The sequence below is a fragment of the Propionicicella superfundia DSM 22317 genome (assembly GCF_000423465.1).
GTDB classification, from domain to species: Bacteria; Actinomycetota; Actinomycetes; order Propionibacteriales; family Propionibacteriaceae; genus Propionicicella; species Propionicicella superfundia.
Genome location: NZ_KE384023.1, coordinates 55,124 through 81,716, shown reverse-complemented (window position 1 = coordinate 81,716; position 26,593 = coordinate 55,124). Strand labels below are relative to the sequence as shown.

The following is a 26,593-nucleotide window of genomic DNA, read 5'->3' as shown; positions in this document are numbered from 1 at the left end:
CGCCTCAGGCGCCGTAGGTGTTCTCGGGCGAGAACAGACTGCTCACCGACTCGCCGCAATTGATGCGTCGCACCGCCTCGGCGAACAGCGGCGCGACGGAGAGCTGAACGAGGTTGGGAAGGTCGAATCCCGGCGGCCGCGGGACGGTGTTCGTCGTCACGATCTCCGCGATACGGGGCTCGGACGTCAGCCGCTCCACCGCCCGGCCGGTGAACAGCCCATGGGTACAGGCCAGCGAGATCCGGCCGACGTCCTCCTCGACGAGCCGGCTGATGAGCTCCATCATCGACCCCGCCGTGGCGATCTCGTCATCGAGCACGATGACGTCCCTGCCCCGCACATCCCCGACGATCGCATCGATGACCACGCGATCGTCGGACAGTCTCCGCTTCGAACCGGCCGCCATCGGAACGCCCAGCCGGTGTGCGAAGTCCCCGGCGACCTTGGCGTTGCCGAAATCCGGCGACACGACGACTGTGCGGGACAGATCGCGGTCGCGGAAGTGCCCGGCGAGGACGCCGATGGCGGTCAGATGATCGACCGGAACGCTGAAGAACCCGTGCACCTGCTGGGTGTGCAGCGCCATCGTCACGACACGGGTCGCACCGGCGGCGGCCAGCAGGTCGGCGACGAGCTTGGCGCCGATCGAGATCCGCGGCGCGTCCTTCTTGTCGGAACGCGCGTACGAGAAGTGCGGAATGACCGCGTTGACATGGGACGCCGAGGCGCCGCGCGCCGCGTCCAACATGAGGAGGAGCTCCATGAGGTTCTCCTGCACCGGCGGGACCAGCGGCTGGACGATGTACACGTCGCGCCGGCGGCAATTCGCCCGCAACTGCACCTGCAGGCAGTCGTTGCTGAAACGCGTCGTGCGGTGCGGCGAGAGGGAGACCCCGAGAAGGTCGCACATCTCCTGCGCGAAATCCGGGTCGGCGGACCCGCTGAAGACGGCGATATCGCTCACGTCCGAATAGGCTAGCGCCGCCGCCGCGGGGTCCGCACCGCGGGGGCCTCCGTGGACGCCCCCGCCCGCCTCCCGAGCACGTGCCTCGCGCCGCGAGGCGGTTCGACCCCGCCGCCCGCGTCTCGCGGCGAGCCGGGGTCAGGCGTCGAACTTGTACCCGAGCCCGCGCACCGTCACGAGCAACTTCGGATGGGCCGGGTCGGCCTCGATCTTCGCCCGGAGCCGCTTGACGTGGACGTCCAAGGTCTTGGTGTCGCCCACATAGTCCGAGCCCCAGATCCGGTCGATGAGCTGGCCGCGCGTCAGAACGCGACCGGCGTTGCGCAGGAGCAGTTCGAGCAACTCGAACTCCTTGAGCGCCAGCCTCACCGGACTCCCCGCAACCGTGACCTCGTGCCGCTCCACATCCAGGCGAACGCCTCCGGCCTCGACGATGTCGGGGACGAGGTCGACGTCCTGGCCACGGCGCAGCACCGCCCTGATGCGGGCGACCAGCTCTCGGTGGCTGAACGGTTTCGTGACGTAGTCGTCCGCGCCGATCTCCAGCCCGACCACCTTGTCCACCTCGCTGTCGCGAGCGGTCACCATGATGATGGGCACGTTCGAGTGCTGCCGCATCCGGCGGCACACCTCCGAGCCCGCCATTCCCGGGAGCATGAGGTCGAGCAGGACGATGTCGGTTCCGGACTGCTCGAAGGCCTCCAGTCCGGCCGGTCCGGTCGCCGCCTCCAGCACCTCGTAGCCCTCACGGCGCAGCATGTAGGCGGTCGCCTCGCGGTAGGACTCCTCGTCCTCGATGATCAGTACGCGCGTCACGCGCCTCCCTTTCCGTGCGTCGGGATCCTGATGGTGAAGGTGGAGCCTCTGCCGACCTGGCTCCACAGTGTCACGTCGCCGCCGTGTGCCTGGGCGATGTGCCGGACGATGGGCAGCCCGAGACCGGTGCCGCCGCTGTCCCGGGACCGGGCGTAGTCGACCCGGTAGAACCGCTCGAAGACCCGCTCCTGTTCGTCGTCGGCGATGCCGATGCCGTTGTCGGTGACGGCGAGCTCCACGACATCGGTCCCGTCGCGGACCGCCGTGCGGACGCTCACCGTGACCCGGGCATGGTCGGACGAATAGGCGATGGCGTTGTGGACGAGATTCGCCAAGGCCGTCTCCAACTGTTCGCGGTCGCCGTGGATCACGAGATCGAGGTCCCCGGCCCTGGCGATCTGGACCCCGCACTGCCCGGCGAGGGTGCCGAACCGCGCCAGGACCGCACCGACGAGATCACCGACCCGGACGTCCGTGGCGCTGAGCATCGGATCGGCGGACTGGAGCCGGGACAAGGCGATGAGTTGAGAGACCAGTTCGGTGAGGCGTGTCGTCTCGGTCAGGATCCTCCCCGAGAATCGCTCGACCATCGCGGCATCTGTCGGCTCCTGGGACAGCGCCTCGGCGAGCAGCGCGATCGCGCCGACGGGCGTCTTCAGCTCGTGGCTGGTGTTGGCGACGAAGTCGTGCACCGCGACCATCACCCGCTCCTCCTGCGCCTTGTCGACGGCGACGACGAACACGGACTGATCGGCGGCGGGGCTGACGTGGGCGAGCAGGTCCACAGACACTCCCAGACCACGGCTGAGACTGACCTGGACCTCCGTCGCGATGCCGGTCCTGCGTGCCTCGCGGACCGCCTCCAGCAGGGGCGCGCTGCCGACCCGCGTTCCCTGAGCGACGCCGAGCGAGACGGCGCGCGGGCTGGCCGACAGGATCTCGTCATGCTCCCCCACCCACAGGACTGCGGACTCCAGGAGCGGCACCAGGTCCGCGATCGAGGGTGCGACAGGGACGTCCGTCTGTTCCGCGGCCCGGCGCCGGGCCAGCCACGAGCCTCCGGCGCCGATCGCCAACCCTGCGAACAGTGCCAGGACACTCGCCGCGATCGGATCCACAGCCCGATCTTAAGTGGACCGGAGCGGGCCAGGTGATCGTTGGTTCATCCCCGGCGTCGGCGCCCGGCCGATGTTCATGCACAGTTCACCAGGGGTTCAACGAGCCTTGGGCGGATGACGGCCGGGACGCTACGGTGGCCGGGCAGGCTTTGCGCAACGCAGCGTGCGGCGAAGCAGCCGGGCAGAGAAGTGGAGCGAGATGCGAGAGACCTACCACGACGAACTCAACACGGTCGTCAACGACCTCGTCGCGATGAGCGAACGGGTGCGGGGCGCCCTCATGGCCGCCACCCAGGCCCTGCTCAGTGCAGACCTCACCGTCGCCGAGCAGTGCATCTCCGACGACGACGAGGTCGACGCGATGGCCGACGACCTGGAGACGCGGTGCTTCAGCCTCCTCGCCCGCCAAGCGCCTGTGGCCGGAGAACTGCGGATCGTCGTCGCTGCCATCCGCATGGTCGGCGACCTGTCGCGGATGGGCGACCTCGCCGCGCACATCGCCAAGATCGCACGGATGAGGTACCCCGAGCACGCCGTCCCCGAGAGCCTCACGCAGAACTTCCGGCGCATGGCGACCGTCGCCGAGGAGATGGTCACGACCGCCGGACGCACGCTGAGCGAACGCGACGTCCGGGACGCCGAGAGCCTCGCCGACAGTGACGAGGAGATGGACGAACTGCGTCGTCTTCACTTCCGGGTGATGCTGGACGGCGAGTGGCCGCACTCGATCGAGGCCGCCGTCGACGTGGCGCTGCTCGGCCGGTACTACGAGCGGATCGCCGACCACGCCGTCCTCATGGCGCGCCGGGTGATCTACATCGTCACCGGCACGCAGCCCGAGGGCGAGCACTGGACGATCGCCTGAACACCGTCACTGAACCGGGTGGTTGAGATCGGGCTTGGCGGTTGAGCTCGGGCCCGGTGGTTGAGCCTGCCGAAGCCACCGCGACGGCTCAACGTCCTTTCGACAAGCTCAAGGACCCCTTTCGACAAGCTCAAGGACCGACTTGGGGCCCGGTGGTTGAGCCTGCCGAAGCCACCGCGACGGCTCAACGTCCTTTCGACAAGCTCAAGGACCCCTCTCGACAAGCTCAAGGACCGACTTGGGGCCCGGTGGTTGAGCCTGCCGAAGCCACCGCGACGGCAACGCCCTTTCGACAGGCTCAAGGACCGACTTGGGGCCCGGTGGTTGAGCTTGCCGAAGCCACCGCGACGACAACGTCCTTTCGACAAGCTCAAGGACCCCTTTCGACAGGCTCAAGGACCGACTTGGGGTCCGGTGGTTGAGCCTGTCGAAGCCACCGCGACGACAACGTCCTTTCGACAAGCTCAAGGACCCTTTCGACAAGCTCAAGGACCGACTTGGGGCCCGGTGGTTGAGCTTGTCGAAGCCACCGCGACGACAACGTCCTTTCGACAAGCTCAAGGACCGACTTGGGGCCCGGTGATTGAGCCTGCCGAAGCCACCGCGACGGCTCACAGCCCTTTCGACAAGCTCAAGGACCCTTCCGACAAGCTCAAGGAGCCTTTCGACAGGATCAAGGAGCCTTTCGACAAGCTCAAGGACCCTTCCGACAGGCTCAAGGACCGACCGTCGAGGCTCAGGAACCGCCGTGGATCAGCGTTGCGCTGCCTCCGCGATGGACTGGGACGTCGCGCCCGGCTCGCCCTGCGCGAGCGGGCGCACGACGACCGCGGTGCCGTACGCGCAGATCTCGGTGAAGGTGCTCGCGATGTCGCCGGTGTCGAACCGACAGGCCACGATCGCGTTCGCGCCGCGGTTCACGGCCTCCTGCCACATCCGGTTCATGACCTCGTTGCGGGACTCGTAGACGAGCTTGGTGTACTCGGTGATCTCGCCCCCGCCGAGCGCCCGGAAGCCGGCGGTGAAGTTGGCCCCGAAGTGTGCGCTGCGCACCGTCATGCCCATCACCTCGCCCAGGACGGACTCGATGCGGAATCCCGGGATGTCGTTCGTCGTGACGATCAGCATGAGGCGAGTGTAAGCGGACGCCGAGAACCCGCGGCGTCGGGCGAATGGCGACCCGGTCGGGGCCAGACCTGTCCCTCACGCCCGCCTCCCCGACCGCAGGACACACGTGAGGCTCAGCGGGGATCAGAGACGTCCGCACGCCCCGGACCGGACCCGGACCGCCAGGTTGCGAGGCATACCGGCTGCGATGCCGCAGCCCGCGAGAAGTCACCGCCACCTTGCACGGCATACGACGCCGAATCCGGGCCGCATACCCCGTGCAACCTGGCGGGGGAGGCCGCACCGACTCCGACAACCGGCCCGATGCCCCGACAAACCGGCGGTCAACCGGCCAAAGGGACCCCGTCCGATCAGCAGCCTTGTGCCCCGGCGTCGGAACCGGTCCTTCGTAGAGGGGCCCACCGTGTCTTGGACCCGGCGACGCTGCACGCGAACGTCTCTCCGCCGGCACGACCCGAGGTGAACCATCATGTTTCGGCGCGACTCCCCGATGATGCGCGCGCTGAGCCCCATGGACTCACCGATCCTGCGCGAAGCGACCCTTCTGAATCTGAACTGGGGTGAAGGGCGCTTCTCGATGGCTGACGTGCTGGGCGAGCCCGGGCTCGCGCACTACACCGGGTTGGTTCCCGAGCGTGGCGACTTCGGGTACCTCCTCTCGCATGCCATCGACGTCTCTCGCGCGGGCTCACTCGGCGCGATCACGTTGAGCGTCGAGGACGGAAACCCGGCCGGACGCCTGTACCAGCGGCTCGGCTTCATCGCCGCGCCCGAAGCGCCCCTGGAGGGCGCACTGATTCTGCGCCTCGACGACCACACCGCAACGCCCCTGGCATGATCCGCCTCGCGCCACCCCCGGAGCTGCGTCGCACGAGCCGTCCGCCGAGGCCGAGAAGTGAGCGCACACCCCTCGAAAGGGTGGTGCGGGGATGCGGAACAGCACGATCTCGCTCCGCATCCCCGTCGGTGCTGCAGGACTACTTCTTGCCCTGGTTCTTGACGGCTTCGATCGCCGCCGCCGCGGCGTCGGGGTCGAGGTACCGGCCACCGGGGTTGAGGACCTTCTGGTCGTCGTCCAGCTCGTACAGCAGCGGGATGCCGGTCGGGATGTTCAGACCGGAGATGTCCTCATCGGAGATCCCGTCCAGGTGCTTGACGAGCGCCCGCAGAGAGTTGCCGTGGGCGGTGACGAGCACCAGTTTGCCGTCGCGCAGGTCGGGGACGATCGCGTCGTACCAGTAGGGCAGCATCCGCACGACGACGTCGGCGAGGCACTCGGTCAGCGGCCGGACCTCGGTCGGCAGCGACGCGTACCGCGGGTCGCGGAACTGCGAGAACTCGTTGTCGATGTCGATGGGCGGCGGCGGGGTGTCGTACGAGCGGCGCCACAGCATGAACTGCTCCTCGCCGAACTGATCGCGGATCTCGGATTTGTTGAGCCCCTGCAGCTTGCCGTAATGGCGCTCGTTGAGCCGCCACGAGCGGCGCACGGGGATCCAATGCCGATCGCAGCCGTCCAGGGCGAGGTACGCAGTGTGGATGGCTCGCCGCAGCACCGACGTGTGCAGGACATCCGGGAGCAGCCCGTTCTCGGCCAGCAGCGTCGCGCCCTTCTTGGCCTCGGCGATGCCTTTCTCGTTGATGTCGACGTCCACCCAGCCGGTGAACAGGTTCTTGGCGTTCCATTCGCTTTCGCCGTGGCGAAGCAGAATCAGTTTCGACGTCATGTCGGCAGCCTACTGTCCACCGCTGCCGGACGTTGCCCGGTGAGTGACCTCGGACACTCGTGCGGAACCGCGCGACTTCGGCGCCTGCACGGGAGAATCGGCAAGGTCCTTTCGACAAGCTCAAGGACCGGGATGGGCTGCTCAAGGACCGGTGGCGAGCTCAAAGACCGGTGGCGGGCTCAAGGACCGGTGGCGAGCTCAAGGACCGGTAGTTGAGCACCAGGATCCGGTGGTTGAGCACCAGGATCCGGTGGTTGAGCCTGTCGAAACCACCGGCACCACACCATGTCCTTTCGACAAGCTCAAGGACCGGGATGGGCTGCTCAAGGACCGGGATGGGCTGCTCAAGGACCGATCGACAACGAATGCCGCCCGCACCGAGGTGCGGACGGCATTCGCGTCAGCTTCGTCGCCGTGCCGGCGACGGCTCGATCAGGCCAGCTCGACGAGCCCCTGCCCACCCTGGACCGGGTCGCCGACGCCCACGAGGATCTTCGCGACCTTGCCCGCGTACGGAGCAGTGATCTCGGTCTCCATCTTCATGGCCTCGAGGACGACGAGCACCTGGCCCGCCGTGATCTCCTCGCCTTCCTCGACGAGGATCTTGAACACGGACCCGGCCAGCGGGGCCACGACCGCGCTCGCACTCGCCGCCTGAACGGAGGCCGTCGTCGGAGCGGTCGGCGCCGCACCCGGACCACCGAACACGATGGCGCCCAGCGGGCTGCGCTCCTCCTCCTCGACCTCGACATCGATCTCGTACGCCGTCCCGTTGACGGTCACCTTGAGCTTCATCTTGGGTTTCCTTCCCGGTCAGCGCAGATGCATAGGTTGATGTTCCTGCTGCGCCCGGCGCGTGCCGGTGACCCAGCCACGCGTCGAGCTGAACCGCACCGCGCGGATCTTCGCGCGATGGCCGAGATAGCCGGCCACCGCGGCGGCGATCGCCACGATGTGATCCTCAGGGATCTCCTTGCTGAGGGACGCGACCTGCTTCTCGAGCTGCGCGATCCTCTTGGTCAGCGCCGTGAGCTGTGCCTTGAGTTCTTCTTCGGACATCGTCACCCCACCTCAGACGGGCATGTTGCCGTGCTTCTTGGCCGGCCGCAGCTCGCGCTTGTTGATCAACAGTTCGAACGCCATCGCAATCTCGCGACGCGTGTCGGCGGGGTCGATGATGTCGTCGACCAGCCCTCGGGAAGCCGCCATGAACGGCGTCGAGAACGTCTCGCGGTACTCCTCGACCAGCTCCGCACGCCGGGCATCCGGATCGTCGGCCTTCTCGATCTCCTTGCGGAAGACCACGTTGGCCGCACCCTCGGCACCCATGACCGCGATCTCGGCCGTCGGCCACGCGAACACGGCATCGGCACCCAGATCCTTGCAGCACATCGCGATGTACGCGCCGCCGTAGGCCTTGCGAAGCACCACCGTCACCTTCGGCACCGTCGCGGCCGAATACGCGAACAGCATCTTCGCGCCGTGCCGGATGATGCCGCCGTGCTCCTGGGCGACGCCCGGCAGGAAGCCGGGGACGTCCACGAGGTTCAGCAGCGGGATGTTGAAGGCGTTGCAGAAGCGGATGAACCGCGCACCCTTGTCGGACGCGTTGATGTCGAGCACACCGGACATCACCTGCGGCTGGCTGGCCAGCACACCGACCGTCCGGCCGACGACGCGGGCGAAGCCCACCACCAGGTTCTGCGCGTACCCCGCCTGCACCTCGAGGAAGTCGCCATGATCGACCAGCCGCGAGATGACCTCCCGGACGTCGTAGCCCTTCTTGCCGTCGACCGGGACGATGTCGCGCAGCGACTCGTCGGGCTCCACCACCGGATCGGGGTTGACGATCGGCGGATCCTCGGTGTTGTTCTGCGGCAGGAAGCTGAGCAGCTTCTGCGCGATGAGGATGGCCTGCGAATCGTCGTCGGCCACGAAGTGGATGACGCCCGACTGGGTCATGTGCGCATCGGCGCCGCCGAGCGCGTCCTGAGTCACGACCTCACCGGTCACCTGCTGGATGACGCTCGGCCCCGTGATGAACATGTGGGCCTTGCGGGTCTGGATGATGAAGTCCGTCAGCGCCGGCGAGTAGGCCGCCCCTCCGGCGCACGGGCCGGAGATGATCGAGATCTGCGGCACCGAGCCGCTGAGCAGCACATTGTTGTAGAAGACCTTGCCGTACCCGGAGAGGGAGTCGATTCCCTCCTGCACGCGAGCACCGCCCGAGTCGTTGATGAAGACGAAGGGCGTGCCCGTCTTGAGCGACGCCTGCATCATCTCGACGACCTTGTCGGAGTGGGTCTCCCCGGCCGATCCGCCCGCGACCGTGAAGTCCTGGCTGGCCAGGTGCACCGGGCGGCCGAAGACGGCGCCCGATCCGGTCACGACGCCGTCCGCCGGCATCTCGGCCTTGTCCAGTCCGAACGTGGTGGTGCGGTGCTTGCGGAAGAGGCCGACCTCCTGGAAGGTGTCGGGGTCGAGCAGGGCGTCGATGCGCTCGCGCGCCGTCATCTTGCCCTTCTCGCGCTGTTTCGCGAGCCGCTTCTCGCCGCCGCCCTCCTCCATCCGCTCACGCTCGTCGACGAGGTGGTCGAGCCGTTCCTCGATCGTGTGGGCCTTGGTCATGGATTCCCCCTCAGGCCCGCTCGACGACGACGGAGTGCTCGCGTCCACCAAGGCTCACCCGGTACTGGATAGGTCCGGCGACCGCGGTGTCGGCGGCGTTCCGCTCGGCATCGAGTTGGGCTTGCGTCTTGCCGACGCTCTTCGGGCCCTCGTCGCGGGTCTTGAAGAAGTTCGGGGCGACGCCGGGGAACATGGCGTTGGTGAGGGTGTCCTCCTCGGTGCCGTTGGAGCCCTCGAGCGCCTCCGAATCCGCCACGAGCTTGTCCCACTCGGGTTCGAGGTAGTCGGCGGGACGGCCCGTGATCGGCTCCTTCTTGGCCTGCTGCCGTGCGATCTCGATGACCTCGGGGTCGCGCGGGCCGATGCACTCGCCGTAGTAGCCGAGCATGAGGTCGGCGAACTCGCCGGTGAGCACCTTGTACTCGCCCATCAGCACGTTGAACACGGCCTGCGTGCCGACGATCTGGGACGACGGCGTGACGAGCGGCGGGTGCCCCGCGGCCGCCTTGACCCTCGGCACCTCCTCCATCACTTCCTTGATCCGGTCGCCCGCACCCTGCGCCTTGAGCTGGCTCTCCATGTTCGAGAGCATGCCGCCGGGGATCTGGGAGCTGAAGATGTCGGTGTCGACCAGCGTGGCCGACTCGAACGCCGCGTACTTCGGGCGGACCGTGGAGAAATGGTCGCGGATCTTGATGAGCCGGTCCATGTCGAGCTCGGTCTTGTACGGCGTGCCCTCCAGCATCGCGACCAGGGACTCGGTCGGGTTGTGGCCCGGGCCGAGCGACATCGACGAGATCGCCGTGTCGACGACATCGGCGCCGGCCTCGATGGCCTTCTGCAGCGACACCAGGGTCACGCCGGTCGTGGAGTGGCAGTGGACGTTGATCTGGACGTCGTCGCCGTAGGCCTCTTTGATGCCGCGGATGATGTCGTAGGCCGGCTGCGGTTGCAGCAGCGCCGCCATGTCCTTGAGGGCGATGGAGTCGGCGCCCATGTCCAGCAGCGTCCCGGCCAGCTTCACATAGCCCTCAACCGTGTGAAGGGGGCTGATCGTGTAGCAGATGGTGCCCTGCGCATGCTTCCCGGCCCGCTTCACCGCCGCCATGGCGTGTTCGAGGTTGCGGGGATCGTTCAGGGCGTCGAAGACGCGGAAGACGTCCATGCCGTATTCGGCCGACTTCTCCACGAACTTGTCGACCACCATGTCCTGGTAGTGACGGTAGCCGAGCAGGTTCTGGCCGCGCAGCAGCATCTGCAGGCGCGTGTTGGGCATCAACTCGCGGAACGTGCGCAGCCGTTCCCACGGATCTTCGTTAAGGAATCGGATACACGAATCGAACGTCGCGCCGCCCCAGCACTCCACACTCCAGTAACCTGCAGCATCGATGTCCGCGCAGGCATCGACCATGTCTTCGAGGGCCATTCGAGTGGCCATCAGGCTCTGGTGGGCGTCCCGCAGTGCGACTTCAGTTACACCAATGGTTCGCTGACTCATGGTCTCCATCCTGTCATGACGACCAGTTCCCGGCAGCCCTTAGGGGCAAGTGGGCAAAGGTGCACCGGGCGGTCAAAGGCAAGGCGCTCATGACGGTGGGGATCAGCGTTCCCGAGGCCGCGACGAGGCGGTCCGATCCAGCGATCCGACCCCCGCCGATGACCCGTGGCTAGTCGTCGGTGGCCGGGAAACGTTCGACGACGGCGGCTGCGCGCAGTTCCCGGAGCGCGTCGCGCGCGATCCACCGGGCGCTGGGCGAGCCGGCCTGTTCGTCGAGGATGCGCTCGGCGGTGGCCACCGCTGCGGCGTGGCAGCCCGGCGAGCGCTTCCCGATCTGCCGCAGCGCCCAGTTCACGCCCTTCTTGACATACGGGCGCGCATCGGACGCCTCGCGCTCCACCAGCGGCAGGAAGGAGATCATCGCCTCATCGGATGCCTGCTTGTCGTGCACCGCGAGATGGCAGACGACGACGAACCCTGCCCTCTTCACGAAGTCGGCCCGCCGACCCGCCCACGAGGTCGCCAGGTCGGCCGCGAACGGCGTCTGGGCGAAGAGGCCGGTCACCTGGTCGCACACGTCCCACGAGTCGAAGTCGACCACCCACCGCTCGGCCTGTTCGCGCGTCACCAACGTGGGAACGTCCATGATGCCGGCCAGCAGGCGCGCCTCGTGGACACCCGACGCCCACAGCGCCTCAGCGACCTCGTGGACGTGGACGGGGTTGGACCGCCGCAACGTCCGGAAGTCGCGGGCGATCTCCCGCAACCGCGGCATGGCGACGCCGAGCGTTCCGGACGTGTTGATCCCGTACCGCGCCATGCCCGCCACGTTCGCGGGATTGGCCAGTGCCCGCAGCCGGGTCAGAAGCTCCTCGGCCCGCGTCTGCGGCGCGACGGTCGGATCCATGGGCATAGCTGACTTTACCGCCGCACGAGCACCGCGGATCGCGCATGGACACGCCGACAGCGCAGACGCCTTGGCACAGGCACCGCCCGGCCGTGCCGGCGGTCCGCGTCACCCCGGCTCGCCGGGTTCGGAGAACGCGGCGTCGAGAGCGTCGACGGTCAGGCGGTAGCCGAGGTCGATGAGTTCGTCGGCGCGGTGGAAGTCCATCGTGCGCGCAGCCTTGCCCGGCACCGTCACGAGCAGATCGGGCGGCTGGGAGGCGAGCCGGAACCGGGTGATGAGGCCGCTCATCGCGTCGATCGCCATGCTGGTCACCTGGGGGATCCCCAGACCCGACGGCGGCGGGTCGAACGCGGGGTGGGGATGCTCCGCCGTCACCTTCGCGACCCCCTTGCCCGTCCTCCCCGCGACGGCCTTGTCCTCGGCGGCGGCCTTGCCCTCGGCGGCGGCGAGCGTCTCGGCCTCCACGCCCCGGGCGTCGTCCTCGTCGTCGCGGCCCCTGCCCCCGAACCGCGCGAGCACCGCCGAGATCCACTCGGCCTCGAAGATGCCCGACGCCCCCTTGAGGAAGCGATCCAGCCACTCGCTGGCGGGGCGCGAGGCGGCGCTCTGGATCGTGGGCCCGGTGCCGAAGTCCTGCGGCTCCCAGCCGTTGAGGATGACACCCAGCGTGTAGTCGGCGTCGAGGCCCATCACCGGCTCCACCGGGACAGGGTTGAGGACGCCGCCGTCGACCAGCAGCCGTCCGTTCACCATGATCGGCATGATCATCCCCGGAATCGCGACGGACGCCCGGATCGCCACATCGAGAGGACCCGACTGGAACCACACCTCGCGCCGCGCACCCAGGTCTGTCGCGACCGCGGTGAACGGGATCGGGAGGTCCTCGATCTGTGCGTCGTCCAGGATCTCCGACATGCGCGAGAGCACCCGTTCCAACCGGATCGCGCCTGCGCCGAACGGCGAGGGGTCCATGAGCCGCAGCACGTCCCGCTGCGTGAGGGGCGAGACCCATTCCACGTAGTCGTCCAGCTTCCCCGCGGCGTGCAGGCCCCCGATCAGCGCGCCCATCGACGTGCCCGACACCGCGACGATCTCGTGACCGCGTTCCGTGAGCGCCCGGATCGCGCCGATGTGGGCGTACCCTCGTGCCCCTCCCGAGCCCAGAACCAGGGCCACACGCTTTCCTGTCATGCGGCCATTATGTGCGCCGTTCGATGCCGAACGAACGCCCGGATCGATGGGTGTACCTGCCGCGTCCAGGGCCCGGCGCCCTCCCCGTGACGGAACCCGCGGCGAGCGGATCGACGCTGCACGGTGTCCCGCAGCACGTTCGTGCAGATACTGGTTTTTCACGGTTTCTTTGGGGAATATCGAGTGAAGAGCGCAAGCCAAAGGAGGATCGTGCCCACCACCGCGTTGTCACCCGATCAGAGAGCCCAACACCTGTCGGCCATGGCCGACACCACCTACGACGTCCTCGTCATCGGCGGCGGCGTCACGGGCGCGGGCATCGCGCTCGACGCCGCGTCCCGCGGCCTGCGAACCGCCATCGTCGAGGCGCAGGACTGGGCGTCGGGGACGTCCAGCCGATCGTCCCGGCTCGTCCACGGCGGCCTGCGCTACCTGTACAACCTCGACTTCGCGCTCGTCTCCGAGGCACTGACCGAGCGAGGCCTGTTGCTGACCCGGATCGCGCCGCACCTCGTGAAGGCCCAGCCGTTCCTGTGGCCGTTGAAGACCCGGGTCATCGAGCGGGCGTATTCGGCGGTCGGGGTCGGCCTGTACGACACCCTCGCCGTCGCCGGCGCCGGCTTCCACAAGACCGTCCCTCTGCAACGGCACCTCTCGCGCAAGGGTGCGCTGCGGCGCTTCGGCGACCTCGCCCCCGACGCGCTCGTCGGCGCCATCGAGTTCTACGACGCGCGGGTGGACGACGCCCGCCTCGTCATCACGCTCGTCCGGACGGCCGTCCGCTACGGCGCGCACGCGGCCAGTCGCACGCAGGTGTCCGAGATCACGACCGATGAGACCGGCCGGGTCGACGGCGTCGTCGCCACCGATCTGGAGACGGGCCGGCCTGTCCGGATCCGCGCGACATCCGTCATCAACGCCACCGGCGTCTGGACCGAGCGGACGCAGCGGCTCGCCGGTTCGGGCGGCGGCCTGAAGGTCCTCGCCAGCAAGGGCGTCCATCTCATCGTGCCGCGTGATCGCCTGAACGCCAGGACCGGGGTCTTCCTCCGCACGGAGAAGTCGGTTCTCTTCATCATCCCGTGGCAGCGGTACTGGGTCATCGGCACGACCGATACCGCCTGGCACGAGGAACTGGCGCACCCGGTTCCGACGAGCGAGGACATCGACTACATCCTCGATCACGCGAACTCGGTGCTCGCACGGCCCCTCACCCGCGACGACATCATCGGCACGTATGCCGGCCTGCGGCCGTTGCTGCAGCCCGACGTGCTGGACGAGTCGAAGTCGACGAAGGTCAGCCGCGAGCACACCGTCACGGAGGCCGCGCCCGGCCTGACGGTCATCGCCGGCGGGAAGCTGACGACGTACCGCGTGATGGCGAAGGACGCCGTCGACTTCGCGCTCGGCAAGCAGGACGCCGCACGCCGTCCGTCGGTGACGGCGCAGACGCCGCTGCTCGGCGCCGACGGACTCGCGGCGGTGACCGCCCAGTCGGCGGCGATCCAGGACAGGTACGGCTTCAGCGCGGACCGGGTGCAGCACCTGCTGGACAGGTACGGGTCGGAGGTCACCGATCTGCTGGAGACGATCGACGCCGACCCGTCGCTCGGCGAGCCGCTGGAGAGCGAGCCGGACTTCCTGCGGGCGGAGGTCGTCCGCGCCTGCACGCACGAGGGCGCGCTGCACCTGGAGGACATCTTCGTCGCCCGGGTCCGGCTGAACTCCGAGGCCCGCGACCGGGGCGGTGCGGCCGTCGACGAGGTCGCGGACCTGGCCGCGGGCGTCCTCGGGTGGGATGCGGAGCGGACCGACGCCGAGAAGGCCTCCTACCGTGCCCGGATCGCGGCCGAGCTGGCCGCCGAAGAGCGCCACACCGACGCGGAGGCCGCCGCGGAACGCGTCCAGGTGCCCGACGTGGTCGGAGACTTCGCGGCGTTCTGACCGGGGGTATCGGTCGTTTCCGGTTCCCTGGGTGTGGTTCGGCCCGGATGCGCGCGGCGGGGGGACGCTGCATGGACGGACGCGGTGCGTGTCGGTGTGCGGTTTTCTGTACCGAATGCGGCCGGTCGGGGCGGTACCACCGCCCGGATGCGGTGTTTTGTCCCTCATGCGCCCGCCGGGGGCCGTCAGTGGGTACAGAACTCCGCGGTCGGGGCTCGCTCCGGCCGGGAGCGCCCGCGTGAGGTACACAACTCCGCAGCCCGGCCAGCCCCGGGAACGACCCGGGGCTGGCGGGTCCGGGGCCGCGTCGCGCGGACACGAGGAACCCGGCGCCTGCGATGAGCAACGCGATCGCCGCGCACGCCAGCGCGAGACTTCCGGTCGCGGCAAGCCCGGCCGGCGCGGCTCCTCGCTCCAGCCCGCTTCCCTGGCCGGGAGCATCGAACCAGACCGCGCACATATGAGCAGATATCTGCAATCCGCACACAGGGTAGGCATTTTTCCCAGCCCCGTCTCCAGAAGCCTTGTCGAGTGCTAGCCTGAAAGACAGTCGGCGATGCGGCCGTGTTTTCGACCCACCCCGGCGACGGAATCCCCTTCATGGGTCAGCACACGACTTTACGTTTGATTTGGAGGGACGTAAATGTGTGACACAATGATTGCTTTGGCCAACACCACACGTTCAGGATTCAATGTCTTCGCAAAGAACAGCGATCGCGATCCGAACGAACCGCAGTACTTCACTTTCATTCCGGCAACCGACCATGCGCCCGGCTCGAAGGTCATGTGCACCTATATCGAGATCGACCAGGCGCCCCACACGAACGCGATGATCCTGAGCAAGCCGTCCTGGATCTGGGGCGGCGAGATGGGCGTCAACGAGTTCGGAGTCGTCATCGGCAACGAAGCCATCTGGACGAAGATGCCCTACGGCGACCCGGCGCTGCTCGGGATGGACTTCCTGCGGCTCGGTCTCGAACGCGGCAGCACCGCCGCAGAGGCCGTGGACGTCATCATCGAACTGCTCGCGGCCTACGGCCAGGGCGGAAACTGCGCCTTCGACGGCGAGTTCTACTATCACAACACCTTCCTCGTCTCCGACCCGGACGGCGCCTACATCCTGGAGACCGCCGGAAAGTTCTGGGCTCTCGAAAAGGTCCGTGACATCCGGACGATCTCCAACGTGATGAGCGTGTCGAAATACGAGCGCATCCATCCTGACGCCATCAGCTTCGCGATCGAGCAGGGCTGGTGCGACGGGGCGGACGACTTCAATTTCGCCACCACCTATCTGGATCACGACCACCCGGTCAACATGGGCGGCACCTTGCGTTCCGGATGCACCGATCGGGTCATCCATTCCGCCAGGGGCGAGGTCGACGTCCACACCATGCAGACCGCTTTGCGCAATCACAACAGCAACGAGTCGTGGACGGGAAGCCCCGCGAGCGCACCGTGCATGCACGCGGCCGCGCTGGGTGGCTCCCAGTCGACGACCAGCCTCATCGCCGTGATCCGCCCCGAGGGCAGGTCCACCTACTGGGGCACGGGCATGTCGACCCCGCACGTGGCTCCCTTCCGTCCCTTCTGGTTCGACGCGTACTCCGAGAGAGTGGTCTTCCCGTACGACAAGCAGGAGGCGGCGATGGAGGACTGGATCCGCCGCGAAGGCATCAGCCGGGCGTTCGTCGCCGGAAAGCTGGACGAAGCCGCCTATACGGCGGAGCTTCACGAGATGGAGGCCCGCTGGATCGCGAGGGCCGAAGAGATCGAGGGTGCGTCCGCCGAGGTCCGCAAGGCGTTCTGCGAGGACGTCGCCACCGAGGATCGAGCCTTCATCGACACCTGGCTCGCCAGGGCCGCCGAGTCGGAGGCGCGGCCGCGTGGCGACAAGGAGTTCCAGAGCGCGTGGGCCTACTGGAACACCAAGCTGGGAGCGAACCGGTTCGTCGCCGTGTAACGCACGGTCTCGGTTCCCGGCTCCGGTGTGGGCCGGGAACCGGTCCGGGTCCTGTGGTCCGGGTCCGCCCACGCACTCAATAGGGCGAGGAGGGCCCGCGTCGCTACGCTCCGGCTGGGACGCTACCGGGGGACCGGTAGCGTCCCGGCCTTGGGGTAGCGACGCGGCCCGGAACGTAGCGACGCCAGGGCCGCCGCGCTCCCGCTGACCGCCAGGTTGCGAGGCATTCCGGGCCCGATGACGCGACCCGCGGGCGGTGACCGCCACCTTGTGAGGCATACCCCGCCTCATCCGGGGGTCGTATGCCTCACAAGGTGGCGGTCAGCCCATGCCGCTCGGACTGCCCGGTCCCGTATGCCTCGCAACCTGGCGGTCAGCCACGCCGTGGCCACACGCACGCGACCCGGACCGGTCCGCCGAACGCTCCAGAACCGCCGGTTCGGCACGCGCCGCGATTCCCTCTGCGGGGACTGCCGCTCCGGCTCGGCGGGTCGCCGCCGACGGCGGCGGAAACGGTCAGCCGGGCGGAGTCGGCTGCTCGGAACATCCGTCCGACGACCCCGCGGCGGCCGCGTCCAGCGCGGCATCGATGCGGGCAAGCAGGTCGATGGCGACGGTCAGCTCCTGGCCGGAGCCCAGCACCGGACCGAGCACTCGCCACCACTCGGCCTGCATCAGCGTGAGGTTCTCCGCGGCGAGACGAGTCGGATGAAGGTGGACGCCGCGCCGATCGACCGCGTCCGCCTCGCGCCGGATGAAGCCGCGCCTCTCCAGCGCCCGCAGGGCCGCGGAGGCGTTGCTGCTCTTCAGCCCGATGCAGGCTGCGACTCGCGACGGCGTCGTCCCCGGATTGCGGCCGATGTGCTGCATGACCTGCGCCTCGAGCGGTGTGAGCTCCACGACATCCGGGGCATCGTGACCCAGCCGACGCAGCTTCCGCGACGTCGCGAAGAGGAGTTCGGCCACCGCCGCCAGCGCATCGGACAGCTCGGCGTCCCGCTGCGCGATCACCGGCGACTGCGCGGATTCCTGCATCCGAACACACCTCTCAGAAACCAATATGATTATGTTAACATAGCTAGTCGGTGCGGCGACGAAAGGTGGCAGATGACGCGGACGGAGACGGTCCCGACCGAGGCGACGGCGGGCGCGGACGCGCCGGGCCACGATCGGCTCACAGCCCCGTTGCTGGTGACGCTGGCCCTGTTGTCGGCGGCGGCTCCGCTCGCGACGGACATGTATCTGCCGTCCTTCCCCGAGATGGTGACCGAACTGCAGACGAGCACGACCGGCGTGCAACTCTCTCTGACGAGCTTCTTCATCGGCGCGGGTCTCGGCCAGCTCCTCTTCGGACCCCTCTCGGACCGGATCGGCCGGCTCCGCCCGCTGCTCGCCGGGGCGATCGTCTACGTCGCCGCCAGCGCGCTGGCCGCGCTGGCGCCGTCGATCGGCCTGCTCATCGCCGCCAGGTTCGTGCAGGGACTCAGCGGGGCGGCGGGCATGGTCGTCGGCCGCGCCATGGTGTCCGACATGGCCCACGGACGCGCTGCCGCGCGAGCCTTCAGCCTCCTCATGCTCGTCGGCGGCATCGCGCCCGTACTCGCGCCGGTGCTCGGGAGCGTCCTGGCCGGCAGCATCGGCTGGCGCGGCATCCTGTGGGTCGTGACAGGGGTCGGCGTCCTCGCGCTCGCCGCCGCGCTGCTGGTCCTCCGCGAGACCCGGCCACCGGCGGTGCGCGCCACCGCACGCCGACAACCCGTCCCGGTAAGCGCCCTGTTCCGACGCCGCTTCCTCGGAAACGCGCTCGCGTTCGCCTTCGCGTTCGCCACGATGATGGCCTACATCTCCGCGTCGCCATTCCTGTACCAGACCATGATGGGGCTCGACGAGGTGGAGAACGGGCTCCTGTTCGGCCTCAATGCCCTCACCCTCACCGTCGTCGGAGGATTCTCCGCACGACTCACCCGGCGCCACTCCCCCGTGGCCCTCGCCCGCACCGGCCTGCTCATCAACCTGGTCGCCATCGCGGTGCTGGCGGTCCTGGTCGTGACCGGCGCACCCGCGTACTGGCTGGCTGTTCCCCTGCCCTTCGCCGTCGGCGCGCTCGGCCTCGTCTTCGGCAACGCCACGGCCCTCGCCCTCGACGAGGTGAAAGGCGCCGGAGGCATGGGCTCGGCCGTGCTGGGCCTGCTCCAGTTCGTCCTCGCGGGCAGCGCCGCTCCCCTGGTCGGACTGGGTGGCGGCACGACGGCCATCCCGCTCGCGGCGACGATGCTCGTCGCCTCGCTCGTCGCGAATGCGGCATTCCTGCTGGCCGGTCACAGACTGTCCGCGCCCGCCTCCGTCGCCGGGCCCGACGCGCCATAGCCCCGCCGGCCCGGACGGCCCGCCCCGTCAGCCGCGCTCGCCGCTGCGCCGGGACGCGGGCATGAGGAACGGCCAGGGGGACGCATCGACGTCCAACGGCATGGACACCGCGATGACGGCCGGCTCGTCCCGCTCGATCGCCTCGGCAAGCGCCCTCCGCAGGCCCTCGGGATCCCCGGCGCGATACCCGCGAGCACCGAAGGACGCCGCCAGCGCCACCCAGTCGGGATTGTGCAGCGTGCTGCCCGACGGACGTCCGTAGATACGCACCTGGTCGGCCATCACGTTCCCGTAGGCGCCGTTGTCGAACACGATCGCGACGACGCCGAGCCCGTACTGGACGGCGGTGGCCAGCTCGGCCAGCCCGAACCCGAAGCCGCCGTCGCCGTTGACGGACACGACCGGCACGCCGGGGTGCGCGGCCTTGACGCCCAGCGCCGTCGGATAGCCGAAGCCCAGCGTCCCCTGCTGTCCCGCCGTGACGAAGTGGCGCGGGTCGTGCACCGGGAAGCCGAAGGTCGAGGCGAAACCGATCTGGCAGATCTCCTCGACGAAGTACCCCTCCCGCGGCAGGACGTCGCGGATCGCGGCGAGGTGACCCAGGTGGGGCTGCAGCCCGGCCGCCCGGGCCGCCACGGCGTCGCGGACCGCCGCGAACTCCGCGGTCCTTGACGCGCGAGGACCAGTGCCCCCGAGCAGCCGCTCCAGCGCCTCGACCGCGACGAGCGCGTCGGCGGTGACCGCGATCTGCGGCCGGAGGCGAACGTGCTGCACGGGATCGATGTCGATGTTGATCACGGTGAGCCCGTCGGGCCGGTCGGGCCAGCGGAACCAGACGAGCTCCTGCCGGGAGCCGATCGCCAGCAGGACGTCGGTATCGGCCCACCGCTCGAACCCCTCCGCGGACGTGAAGCCGAGCGGGTCGTCGTTGTCGGCGACGCCGCGCCCGCCCCGGTGCGCGACGACGGGCGCCTGCAGCCGCGCGGCGAGGCGCCGGATCCCGTCAGCGGCGTGCCGGGCGCCACCCCCGACCATGATCATCGGGTTGCGGGCCCCGGCCAGGGCGGCCGCCGCCGCGTCGAGGGCTGCGGCATCGGGCAGTGGCGACGTGACCGCGCGCACAGCGCAGGGCGGCACCGAGGCCCGCTGTGCGAGGACGTCCCACGGAGACGCGACGAGGACGGGCCCGGGACGTCCCGACCGGGCGGCGTGGAACGCGTCGGCGATCACGCCGGGCGCAGCCGCGGGATGGTCGACGGCGCCGGTCCACTTGGTGAAGCCGCGGGCCGTCCCGAGCTGGTCGGCCATCTCGTGGAGGTGGCCGAGGCCGCGTCCGACGTAGTCACTGGGGATCTCCCCGGTGAGCCCGACGAGCGGCGTCGACGTGCCGAGAGCGGTGAGCAGCGCGGCCGACGCGTTGAGCACCCCCGGGCCGGGAACGACGCTGAACACGCCCGTGCGGCCCGTGGACTGCGCATAGCCGAACGCCATGTACGCGGCGGTCTGCTCGTGACGCGGCGTGAACAGGCGCAGCCCGGACGTGGCGAGCGCGTCGAACAGCGGGTAGGTCTGGACGCCGGGAATGCCGAACACCGTGTCGACGTCGTGGGCGACGAGACCGTCCACGAGCGCCTCGCCCGTGGTACGGACCCGCGCCGGAGCCGGACGCCGCAGGCCGGGCGGCTCGGCCTCGCCGCCCAGCACGGACGCGCTCGCGCCGGCGAGCCCGTCCTGCTCGGCCGTGTCGCGAACCCGGGGCGTCATCCGATCACCTCACGGATCCCCGCCAGCACCGACAGCACGCGGTCGTCGGCCTCGGGCGTCCCGATCGTGATCCGCAGCCCCTCCCCGTCCCAGGCACGGACGAGGACGCCCGCGTCACGGAGCGCCGCGTCGACGCGGGCCGTGTCGTCACCGGCCCGCAGCCACACGAAGTTGGCCTGCGATTCCCCCACCGGCCACCCGCTCGCGGCGAGCCCGGCCGTGACGCGGTCGCGTTCGGCGACGATGCGGTCGACCCGCGCGGACAGCTCCCGGTCGGCGTCCAGCGAGGCCAGCGCGGCCGTCTGCGCCAGATCGGTGACGGCGAACGGCACCGACACCCGGCGCAGGTCGTCGGCGATCGGCTCCGGCGCGACCGCGTACCCGACGCGCAGCCCGGCCAGGCCGTACGCCTTGGAGAAGGTGTGGAGGACGATGACGTTGTCGTGAGCGCGGAACAGGTCCATGCCCGAGACGGCGTCGGGACGCCGGTTGAAGTGGACGTACGCCTCGTCGATCACCACCAGGACGTCAGCGGGGACGCGGGTCAGGAAGGCCTCGACCTCGGCCGCGCTCGGCGCCGTTCCGGTCGGGTTGTTGGGGGTGCACACGAAGACGAGCTTCGTCGCCGGCGTGATCGCCGCCGCCATCGCGTCGAGGTCGTGCCGGTCGCCAGCGGTCAGCGGCACCGCGACGGGGGTCGCCCCGGCGATGAGCGTGATGATCGGGTACGCCTCGAAGGAGCGCCAGGCGAACACGACCTCGTCACCCGGTCCGGCGACGGCGTGCACGATCTGCTGGGCCACCTCGACCGACCCCGCGCCGACGGCGATGTTGCCGGGGGCGACTCCGTAGCGCTGCGCGAGGGCGGAGCGGAGCCGGACAGCTCCCATGTCGGGGTACAGGTTGATCGCGCCGAGCGCGCCGGTGAGCGCGGAGACGACCGACGGCAGCGGGGGGTACGGGTTCTCGTTCGACGACAGTTTGACGACGTCGGCACTCGTGGGCATCGCACCCTGCTTGTACAAGGGGAGCGACGCGACCACGTCTCGGCGTCCGGTCATGGGTACCCGTCCTTCCACGGTCGCGCGCGGCCCCTCCGCACCGGCGACCACTCCGGACGCTATGCCTGCCCGGAGCGTCCGGCAACTGAGGCACTTGATGCCGGACAGGATGCAGTTATTGTCACTCGACACACGGAATCGATCTGACAGTTTGTAAGGTTCTCAGGGAGGACGTCCACAGGAAGGACAGGACCATGGCCATCGACACGCTGGACGCCCGCATCGTCCGGCTGTTCACCGATCAGCCCGGCATCAGCGTGCTGGAGGCGTCCCGCCGCCTCGGCGTCGCGCGTCCCACCGTGCAGGCACGACTCGCAAAACTGCACGCGTCGGGCGTGGTCCGGGCGATCGCCCCCGTCGTCGATCCGGCCGCCCTCGGGTACCCGGTGACCGCGATCTGCCACGCCGAGATCGACCAGGCGGTCGGATACCGGACGGCGCAGCGCGCGCTGGGCGACATTCCCGAGGTGCTGGACATGTACACGACCTCGGGCGACAGCGACATCCTGCTGCGCATCGTCGCCCGCTCCAACGACGATCTGCAGCGCGTGTTCGACCTCATCATGGAGTCGGGCGCCGTGACGCGGACACGCACACAGATCGTCCTGCGCACCCATTTCCACAACAAGCTGCTCCCCCTCGTCGCGGCCGCCGCGGACTCCTGAGCAGGCCGGCCACGCACGTGAACCTCCCGGTCGATACCATATCGATCATCGATAAGGAGGCACCGTGTCCGTCCACCCTCTCAGCATCATCCTCGTCTTCGCCGTCGTCGCGACACCTGTCCTGATCGTCGTCCTCATCGTCCGTGCCACGCCGCCCGCCCACCGGATCCCGGGCCTGGTGAAGGTCGCCGCCGTGGTGGGCATCGCCATCGCAGCGCTGGGGATGCTCCTGCCGGTCCTGGCATCCCTGGCGGGCGACTCGACGACCGTGTCCGTCCCGCTCGAGCCGTTCACCCCGCACATCGCGGACGGAATCGAGCTCGCACCCGCGAGCGCGACCATCCTCGGCGGGGGCATCGACCGGGCGACGCTCAGCCTCACCGGCCTCTCGTGGACCACCCGGATCCTCCTCGCCCTCAGCCGACTCGCGGAGGCCGGGGCCATCATCGCGGTCAGCCTCCTGGCGCTCAAACTCGCCCGCTCCGTCCAGGCCGACGACCCGTTCCGCGCGGGGTCGAAGGCCCACTCCGTCGCCGCGATCGTCGTCACGGCAGGCGGAGTCGCCGGCTCCGTCCTCGGCGACCTGGGCTCTTGGCGGGCAGGCCGCGAGGCCCTGGACGTCGCCGGCTGGGGAGCGAGCGCCTCGCATCCCATCACCGAGACCACGGCGCTCGCACAGTACGGATGGCCCGAGCCGATGCAGTCCTTCACGCTCACCGTGCCCTGGTGGCCGCTCCTGGGCGGGCTCGGCCTCGCGCTGATCGCCACGGCGTTCCGCGCCGGCGAACGGCTCCGCGACGACACCCGGGGGCTCGTCTGATGCCGCCCGAGGAGGACGGGGACCGGGTCCACTGCCGCCTGGGCGAACTGCTCGCCGCCCGCGGCATGTCCCTCACCCGGCTGTCGACCCTCGTCGGTATCAGCGTCGTCAACCTCTCCGTGTTGAAGAACGACCGGGCCCGCGCCATCCGCTTCTCGACCCTGTCCGCCATCTGCGATGCCCTCGGCTGCACCGTCGGCGACCTTCTGGAGGTGCGCCCGGGCTGAGGGGACGCGGACCGAACCCGGACCGGGGCCAGATCCACCGGCACCCGCGAGGGCCCGACCACGCAGGGGCGGCGCGCTGCACCCCCTGACCAGGAAGACAACAACGCGAGCCGCGACAGCCGCCCACAGCGACGGCGCGCTGTCTCCTGTGGTCCGGGGGGCGGCGCCGTGAGCGTGGACTGGCCCCCGTCGAGCCTGCGACGCAGGAACGGGACGGTGGGTTCTGTGGTCCGGGGGGCGGTGCCGTGAGCGTGGACGGGACTGGCCCCCGCCGAGCTTGCGACGCAGGAACGGGACGGTGGGTTCTGTGGTCCGGGGGGCGGTGCCGTGAGTGTGGACGGGACTGGCCCCCGCCGAGCTTGCGAGGCGGGTGGTTGCGAACGGCACCGCCCCCGGACCACAGAACCGAACCCAGCGCACCAGAGGACCCGACCACGCAGCAGGCACAGACCGCCGGATCCGCGCGCGACGGGTGCGAGACGGGCCCGGGTGGCACACGGACGGCTACGGTGGCGGAGTGACCACCGAGACAACGCCGGAGCCCCCGGCCGGCGGCGAAGCCGTGCCACAGCCACCGCGGCCCGAGCGACGCCACGTCGTCCGCAGACATCACGGCGACGCGTTCGTCGACCCCTACGAATGGTTGCGGGACGCCGACGACCCGGCCGTCCTCGCCCATCTGGAGGCCGAGAACGCGTACACGGCCGCCCGGACGTCCCATCTCGCCGGACTGCGCGAACGCCTCTTCGCCGAGATCAAGGACCGCACCCTCGAGACGGACCTGTCCGTTCCCACACGGCACGGCGGCTGGTGGTACTACGGCCGCACGGTCGAGGGCTCCCAATACCCGATCCAGTGCCGATCGCCGCTGGCCTCGCCCACCGACTGGACGCCGCCCGTCCTCGACCCCGATGTCGCCGTGCCGGGAGAGGTGGTGCTGCTCGACGCGAATGCCGAGGCCGACGGGCACGACTTCTTCGCCCTCGGCTCCTTCGACGTGACGCCCGACGGCACCCGGATGCTGTACGCGGCCGACACGGTGGGCGACGAGCGGTACACCGTCCGCATCCGCGACCTGGCGACCGGGACGACGCTGCCCGACGAGATCCCCGGGACGTTCGCCGGCGCGACGCTGTCCCCCGACGGACGGTTCGTCGTGTACACGACCGTCGACGAGGCCTGGCGGCCCGACACGGTGTGGCTGCACGAGCTCGGCACCTCGCCGGACGCCGACACCCGGCTCTTCCACGAGTCCGACGAGCGGTTCTGGGTGGGAGCGTCCTTCACCCGCAGCGAGCGGTACCTGGTCATCGAGGTGGGATCGTCCGTCACCTCCGAGGAATGGCTCGTCGACGCCGCCGACCTGCGCGGCGCCCCTCGTGTCGTGTGGCCGCGCCGCGACGGAGTCGAGTACAGCCTCTCGCACGCGGAGGTGGATGGAGCCGACACCCTGTTCGTGCTCCACAACGACGGTGCCCGCGACTTCGAACTGGTGCGCGTCCCGACTGCGGCGCCGCAGGACCCCCCTCAGGTCGTGGTGCCGCACGTGCCCGGGGTGCGACTGCTCGGGCTGACCACGTTCCGCGACGGCGGCGCCCTCGAGTACCGGCGGGACGGCCTCACCCGCGTCGGCATCCTCACCTACGCGAGTGGCTCCGTCTATGAGATCCCGTTCGCCGATCCCCTGTACACCGTTGGCCTCGGCGACAATCCCGAGTGGGCGCCTCCGCTGCTGCGGCTCGGGTACGGCTCGTTCGTCACGCCCGGCACCGTCTACGACTACGAGGTCGGCACCGGGGCGCTGCTGCTGCGCAAGCAGCAACCGGTCCTCGGGGGGTACGACCCGGCCGACTACGGGGAACGACGCCTGTGGGCGGCCGCTGCCGACGGGACGCAGATCCCGGTGTCGCTGGTCTGGAAACGATCCTTCGGCGATCCCGGCGACGCACCCCGACCCGTCCACCTGTACGGGTACGGCGCCTATGAGGCATCCACCGACCCGTCGTTCTCGATCGCCCGGCTCAGCGAACTCGACCGTGGAGTCGTGTTCGCTGTCGCGCACGTCCGCGGCGGGGGCGAGATGGGCCGTGAATGGTACGAGGACGGCAAGCTCGACCACAAGCGGAACTCGTTCACCGACTTCGTCGACGTCGCCCGCCACCTCGTCGCTCAGCGAGTCACGACGCCCGACCGGCTCGTCGCCGAGGGCGGCAGCGCGGGCGGCCTGCTGATGGGCGCGGTCGCCAACCTCGCGCCGGAGCTGTTCGCCGGCGTCCTGGCCGCCGTGCCGTTCGTCGACCCGCTCACGTCCATTCTCGATCCGACGTTGCCGCTCACCGTGATCGAGTGGGACGAGTGGGGTGACCCTCTGCACGACCCGGCCGCCTACGCGTACATGAAGTCGTACGCGCCGTATGAGAACGTCCGCGACGGTCTCGCCTATCCGCGCATCCTCGCGGTGACGTCGCTGCACGACACCCGGGTGCTGTACGTCGAGCCGGCGAAGTGGGTGGCGCGGCTGCGCGACGCCGGCGCCGACGCCCTGCTGAAGTGCGAGATGGCCGCCGGGCACGGCGGAGTGAGCGGCCGGTACAACGCGTGGCGCGAACGAGCCTACGAGCTGTCCTGGCTGCTGGATGTGCTCGGCTTGTCCTGACACTGCTGCGTGGTCCGGGCTACTGCGTGGTCCGGGCTGCTGCGTGGTCCGTTCGCGATCGGGATCTCGCTCAAGATCGGGCTGCTGCGTGCTCCGGGCTGCTGCGTGGTCCGGGGCTGTGGTGCGCTGGGCTCGGTTGTGTGGTCTGGGGGGCGGTGCCGTTCGCAACCACCCGCCTCGCAAGCTCGGCGGGGGCCAGTCCCGTCCACGCTCACGGCACCGCCCCCCAGACCACACAACCACCGTCCCGTCCCTGCGTGACCAGGCCCCGCCGCTCGATCGTT

The 26,593-nt window shown here is 69.5% G+C and carries 23 protein-coding genes; 9 read left to right on the top strand and 14 right to left on the bottom strand.

The genetic code is table 11. The features are described from left to right. Positions 1-4: 4 nt before the first annotated feature. The 3 genes from G555_RS0116065 to G555_RS20730 form a co-directional block, all read right to left on the bottom strand. Entirely contained in the window at positions 5-964 is a 960-nt protein-coding gene (locus G555_RS0116065) for a ribose-phosphate diphosphokinase (protein ID WP_028709636.1), read from the bottom strand. A gap of 138 nt (positions 965-1,102) precedes the next feature. Continuing rightward, entirely contained in the window at positions 1,103-1,780 is a 678-nt protein-coding gene (locus G555_RS0116060; RefSeq protein WP_028709635.1) for a response regulator transcription factor, read from the bottom strand. After that, a complete protein-coding gene (locus G555_RS20730; protein WP_051209474.1) occupies positions 1,777-2,898 on the bottom strand; it encodes a sensor histidine kinase in 1,122 nt (373 codons plus the stop codon). Before G555_RS20730 ends, G555_RS0116060 begins: the two co-directional genes overlap by 4 nt. Positions 2,899-3,097: 199 nt before the next feature. Here G555_RS20730 and phoU point away from each other — a divergent pair, with 199 nt between their 5' ends. Further along, complete coding sequence (gene phoU / locus G555_RS0116050) at positions 3,098-3,763, top strand: phosphate signaling complex protein PhoU (protein WP_028709634.1); 666 nt, start codon at positions 3,098-3,100, stop codon at positions 3,761-3,763. Between the two features lie 753 nt (positions 3,764-4,516). Here the strand turns inward: phoU and G555_RS0116045 are convergent. Continuing rightward, positions 4,517-4,891: a YbjQ family protein gene (locus G555_RS0116045; protein ID WP_028709633.1), complete on the bottom strand. Its 375-nt coding sequence runs from the start codon at positions 4,889-4,891 to the stop codon at positions 4,517-4,519. Positions 4,892-5,360: 469 nt separating this feature from the next. Between G555_RS0116045 and G555_RS0116040 the strand changes: the two genes are divergently transcribed. Further along, positions 5,361-5,729 (top strand): GNAT family N-acetyltransferase, encoded by a 369-nt coding sequence (locus G555_RS0116040; RefSeq protein ID WP_028709632.1) that lies wholly within the window; start codon positions 5,361-5,363, stop codon positions 5,727-5,729. Between the two features lie 139 nt (positions 5,730-5,868). Here the strand turns inward: G555_RS0116040 and G555_RS0116035 are convergent, their stop codons facing one another. From G555_RS0116035 to G555_RS23165, 7 genes are all read right to left on the bottom strand, one after another. Further along, on the bottom strand, positions 5,869-6,618 hold the full coding sequence (locus G555_RS0116035) for a phosphoglyceromutase (RefSeq protein ID WP_028709631.1): 750 nt from the start codon (positions 6,616-6,618) through the stop codon (positions 5,869-5,871). A gap of 432 nt (positions 6,619-7,050) precedes the next feature. Continuing rightward, positions 7,051-7,413 carry a biotin/lipoyl-containing protein gene (locus G555_RS0116030; RefSeq protein WP_028709630.1) on the bottom strand — a complete coding sequence of 121 codons (363 nt, stop codon included), beginning with the start codon at positions 7,411-7,413 and terminating at the stop codon, positions 7,051-7,053. A gap of 18 nt (positions 7,414-7,431) precedes the next feature. Beyond that, positions 7,432-7,683, bottom strand: coding sequence for a hypothetical protein (locus G555_RS0116025; RefSeq protein ID WP_051209472.1), 252 nt, complete (start codon positions 7,681-7,683; stop codon positions 7,432-7,434). Positions 7,684-7,689: 6 nt separating this feature from the next. Further along, positions 7,690-9,246 carry an acyl-CoA carboxylase subunit beta gene (locus G555_RS0116020; RefSeq protein WP_028709628.1) on the bottom strand — a complete coding sequence of 519 codons (1,557 nt, stop codon included), beginning with the start codon at positions 9,244-9,246 and terminating at the stop codon, positions 7,690-7,692. A 10-nt stretch (positions 9,247-9,256) separates the two neighbouring features. Then, on the bottom strand, positions 9,257-10,744 hold the full coding sequence (locus tag G555_RS0116015; RefSeq protein WP_028709627.1) for a methylmalonyl-CoA carboxytransferase subunit 5S: 1,488 nt from the start codon (positions 10,742-10,744) through the stop codon (positions 9,257-9,259). Between the two features lie 169 nt (positions 10,745-10,913). Next, the gene (locus G555_RS0116010; RefSeq protein ID WP_036923523.1) at positions 10,914-11,651 is read right to left on the bottom strand and encodes a DNA alkylation repair protein; all 738 of its coding nucleotides are present in this window, start codon (positions 11,649-11,651) and stop codon (positions 10,914-10,916) included. A 108-nt stretch (positions 11,652-11,759) separates the two neighbouring features. After that, entirely contained in the window at positions 11,760-12,845 is a 1,086-nt protein-coding gene (locus G555_RS23165) for a patatin-like phospholipase family protein (protein WP_028709625.1), read from the bottom strand. A 210-nt stretch (positions 12,846-13,055) separates the two neighbouring features. Between G555_RS23165 and G555_RS0116000 the strand changes: the two genes are divergently transcribed. Both G555_RS0116000 and G555_RS20725 read left to right on the top strand, forming a co-directional pair. Next, positions 13,056-14,789 carry an FAD-dependent oxidoreductase gene (locus G555_RS0116000; RefSeq protein ID WP_028709624.1) on the top strand — a complete coding sequence of 578 codons (1,734 nt, stop codon included), beginning with the start codon at positions 13,056-13,058 and terminating at the stop codon, positions 14,787-14,789. A 664-nt stretch (positions 14,790-15,453) separates the two neighbouring features. Next, entirely contained in the window at positions 15,454-16,749 is a 1,296-nt protein-coding gene (locus G555_RS20725) for a peptidase C69 family protein (protein WP_051209468.1), read from the top strand. Positions 16,750-17,265: 516 nt separating this feature from the next. Here G555_RS20725 and G555_RS20720 read toward each other — a convergent pair. Beyond that, positions 17,266-17,784, bottom strand: coding sequence for a MarR family winged helix-turn-helix transcriptional regulator (locus G555_RS20720; RefSeq protein ID WP_051209466.1), 519 nt, complete (start codon positions 17,782-17,784; stop codon positions 17,266-17,268). Between the two features lie 72 nt (positions 17,785-17,856). On the opposite strand from G555_RS20720, the gene G555_RS20715 reads away from it, so the two are divergent. Next, entirely contained in the window at positions 17,857-19,116 is a 1,260-nt protein-coding gene (locus G555_RS20715) for a multidrug effflux MFS transporter (RefSeq protein WP_084635347.1), read from the top strand. 27 nt (positions 19,117-19,143) lie between these two features. Here the strand turns inward: G555_RS20715 and G555_RS0115980 are convergent, their stop codons facing one another. Both G555_RS0115980 and hisC read right to left on the bottom strand, forming a co-directional pair. Beyond that, positions 19,144-20,880: a thiamine pyrophosphate-dependent enzyme gene (locus G555_RS0115980; RefSeq protein ID WP_084635346.1), complete on the bottom strand. Its 1,737-nt coding sequence runs from the start codon at positions 20,878-20,880 to the stop codon at positions 19,144-19,146. Next, positions 20,877-21,941 carry a histidinol-phosphate transaminase gene (hisC, locus tag G555_RS0115975; RefSeq protein WP_028709622.1) on the bottom strand — a complete coding sequence of 355 codons (1,065 nt, stop codon included), beginning with the start codon at positions 21,939-21,941 and terminating at the stop codon, positions 20,877-20,879. The genes G555_RS0115980 and hisC overlap by 4 nt, the downstream gene beginning before the upstream one ends. Positions 21,942-22,135: 194 nt before the next feature. On the opposite strand from hisC, the gene G555_RS0115970 reads away from it, so the two are divergent. The 4 genes from G555_RS0115970 to G555_RS0115955 all read left to right on the top strand — a co-directional run bounded on the left by G555_RS0115970 (position 22,136) and on the right by G555_RS0115955 (position 26,309). Further along, on the top strand, positions 22,136-22,606 hold the full coding sequence (locus G555_RS0115970) for an Lrp/AsnC family transcriptional regulator (RefSeq protein WP_028709621.1): 471 nt from the start codon (positions 22,136-22,138) through the stop codon (positions 22,604-22,606). Between the two features lie 64 nt (positions 22,607-22,670). Next, complete coding sequence (locus G555_RS0115965; protein WP_028709620.1) at positions 22,671-23,426, top strand: hypothetical protein; 756 nt, start codon at positions 22,671-22,673, stop codon at positions 23,424-23,426. Next, positions 23,426-23,653 carry a helix-turn-helix domain-containing protein gene (locus tag G555_RS0115960; protein WP_028709619.1) on the top strand — a complete coding sequence of 76 codons (228 nt, stop codon included), beginning with the start codon at positions 23,426-23,428 and terminating at the stop codon, positions 23,651-23,653. Before G555_RS0115965 ends, G555_RS0115960 begins: the two co-directional genes overlap by 1 nt. Positions 23,654-24,170: 517 nt before the next feature. After that, positions 24,171-26,309: a S9 family peptidase gene (locus G555_RS0115955; protein WP_245581304.1), complete on the top strand. Its 2,139-nt coding sequence runs from the start codon at positions 24,171-24,173 to the stop codon at positions 26,307-26,309. Positions 26,310-26,593 lie beyond the last annotated feature (284 nt).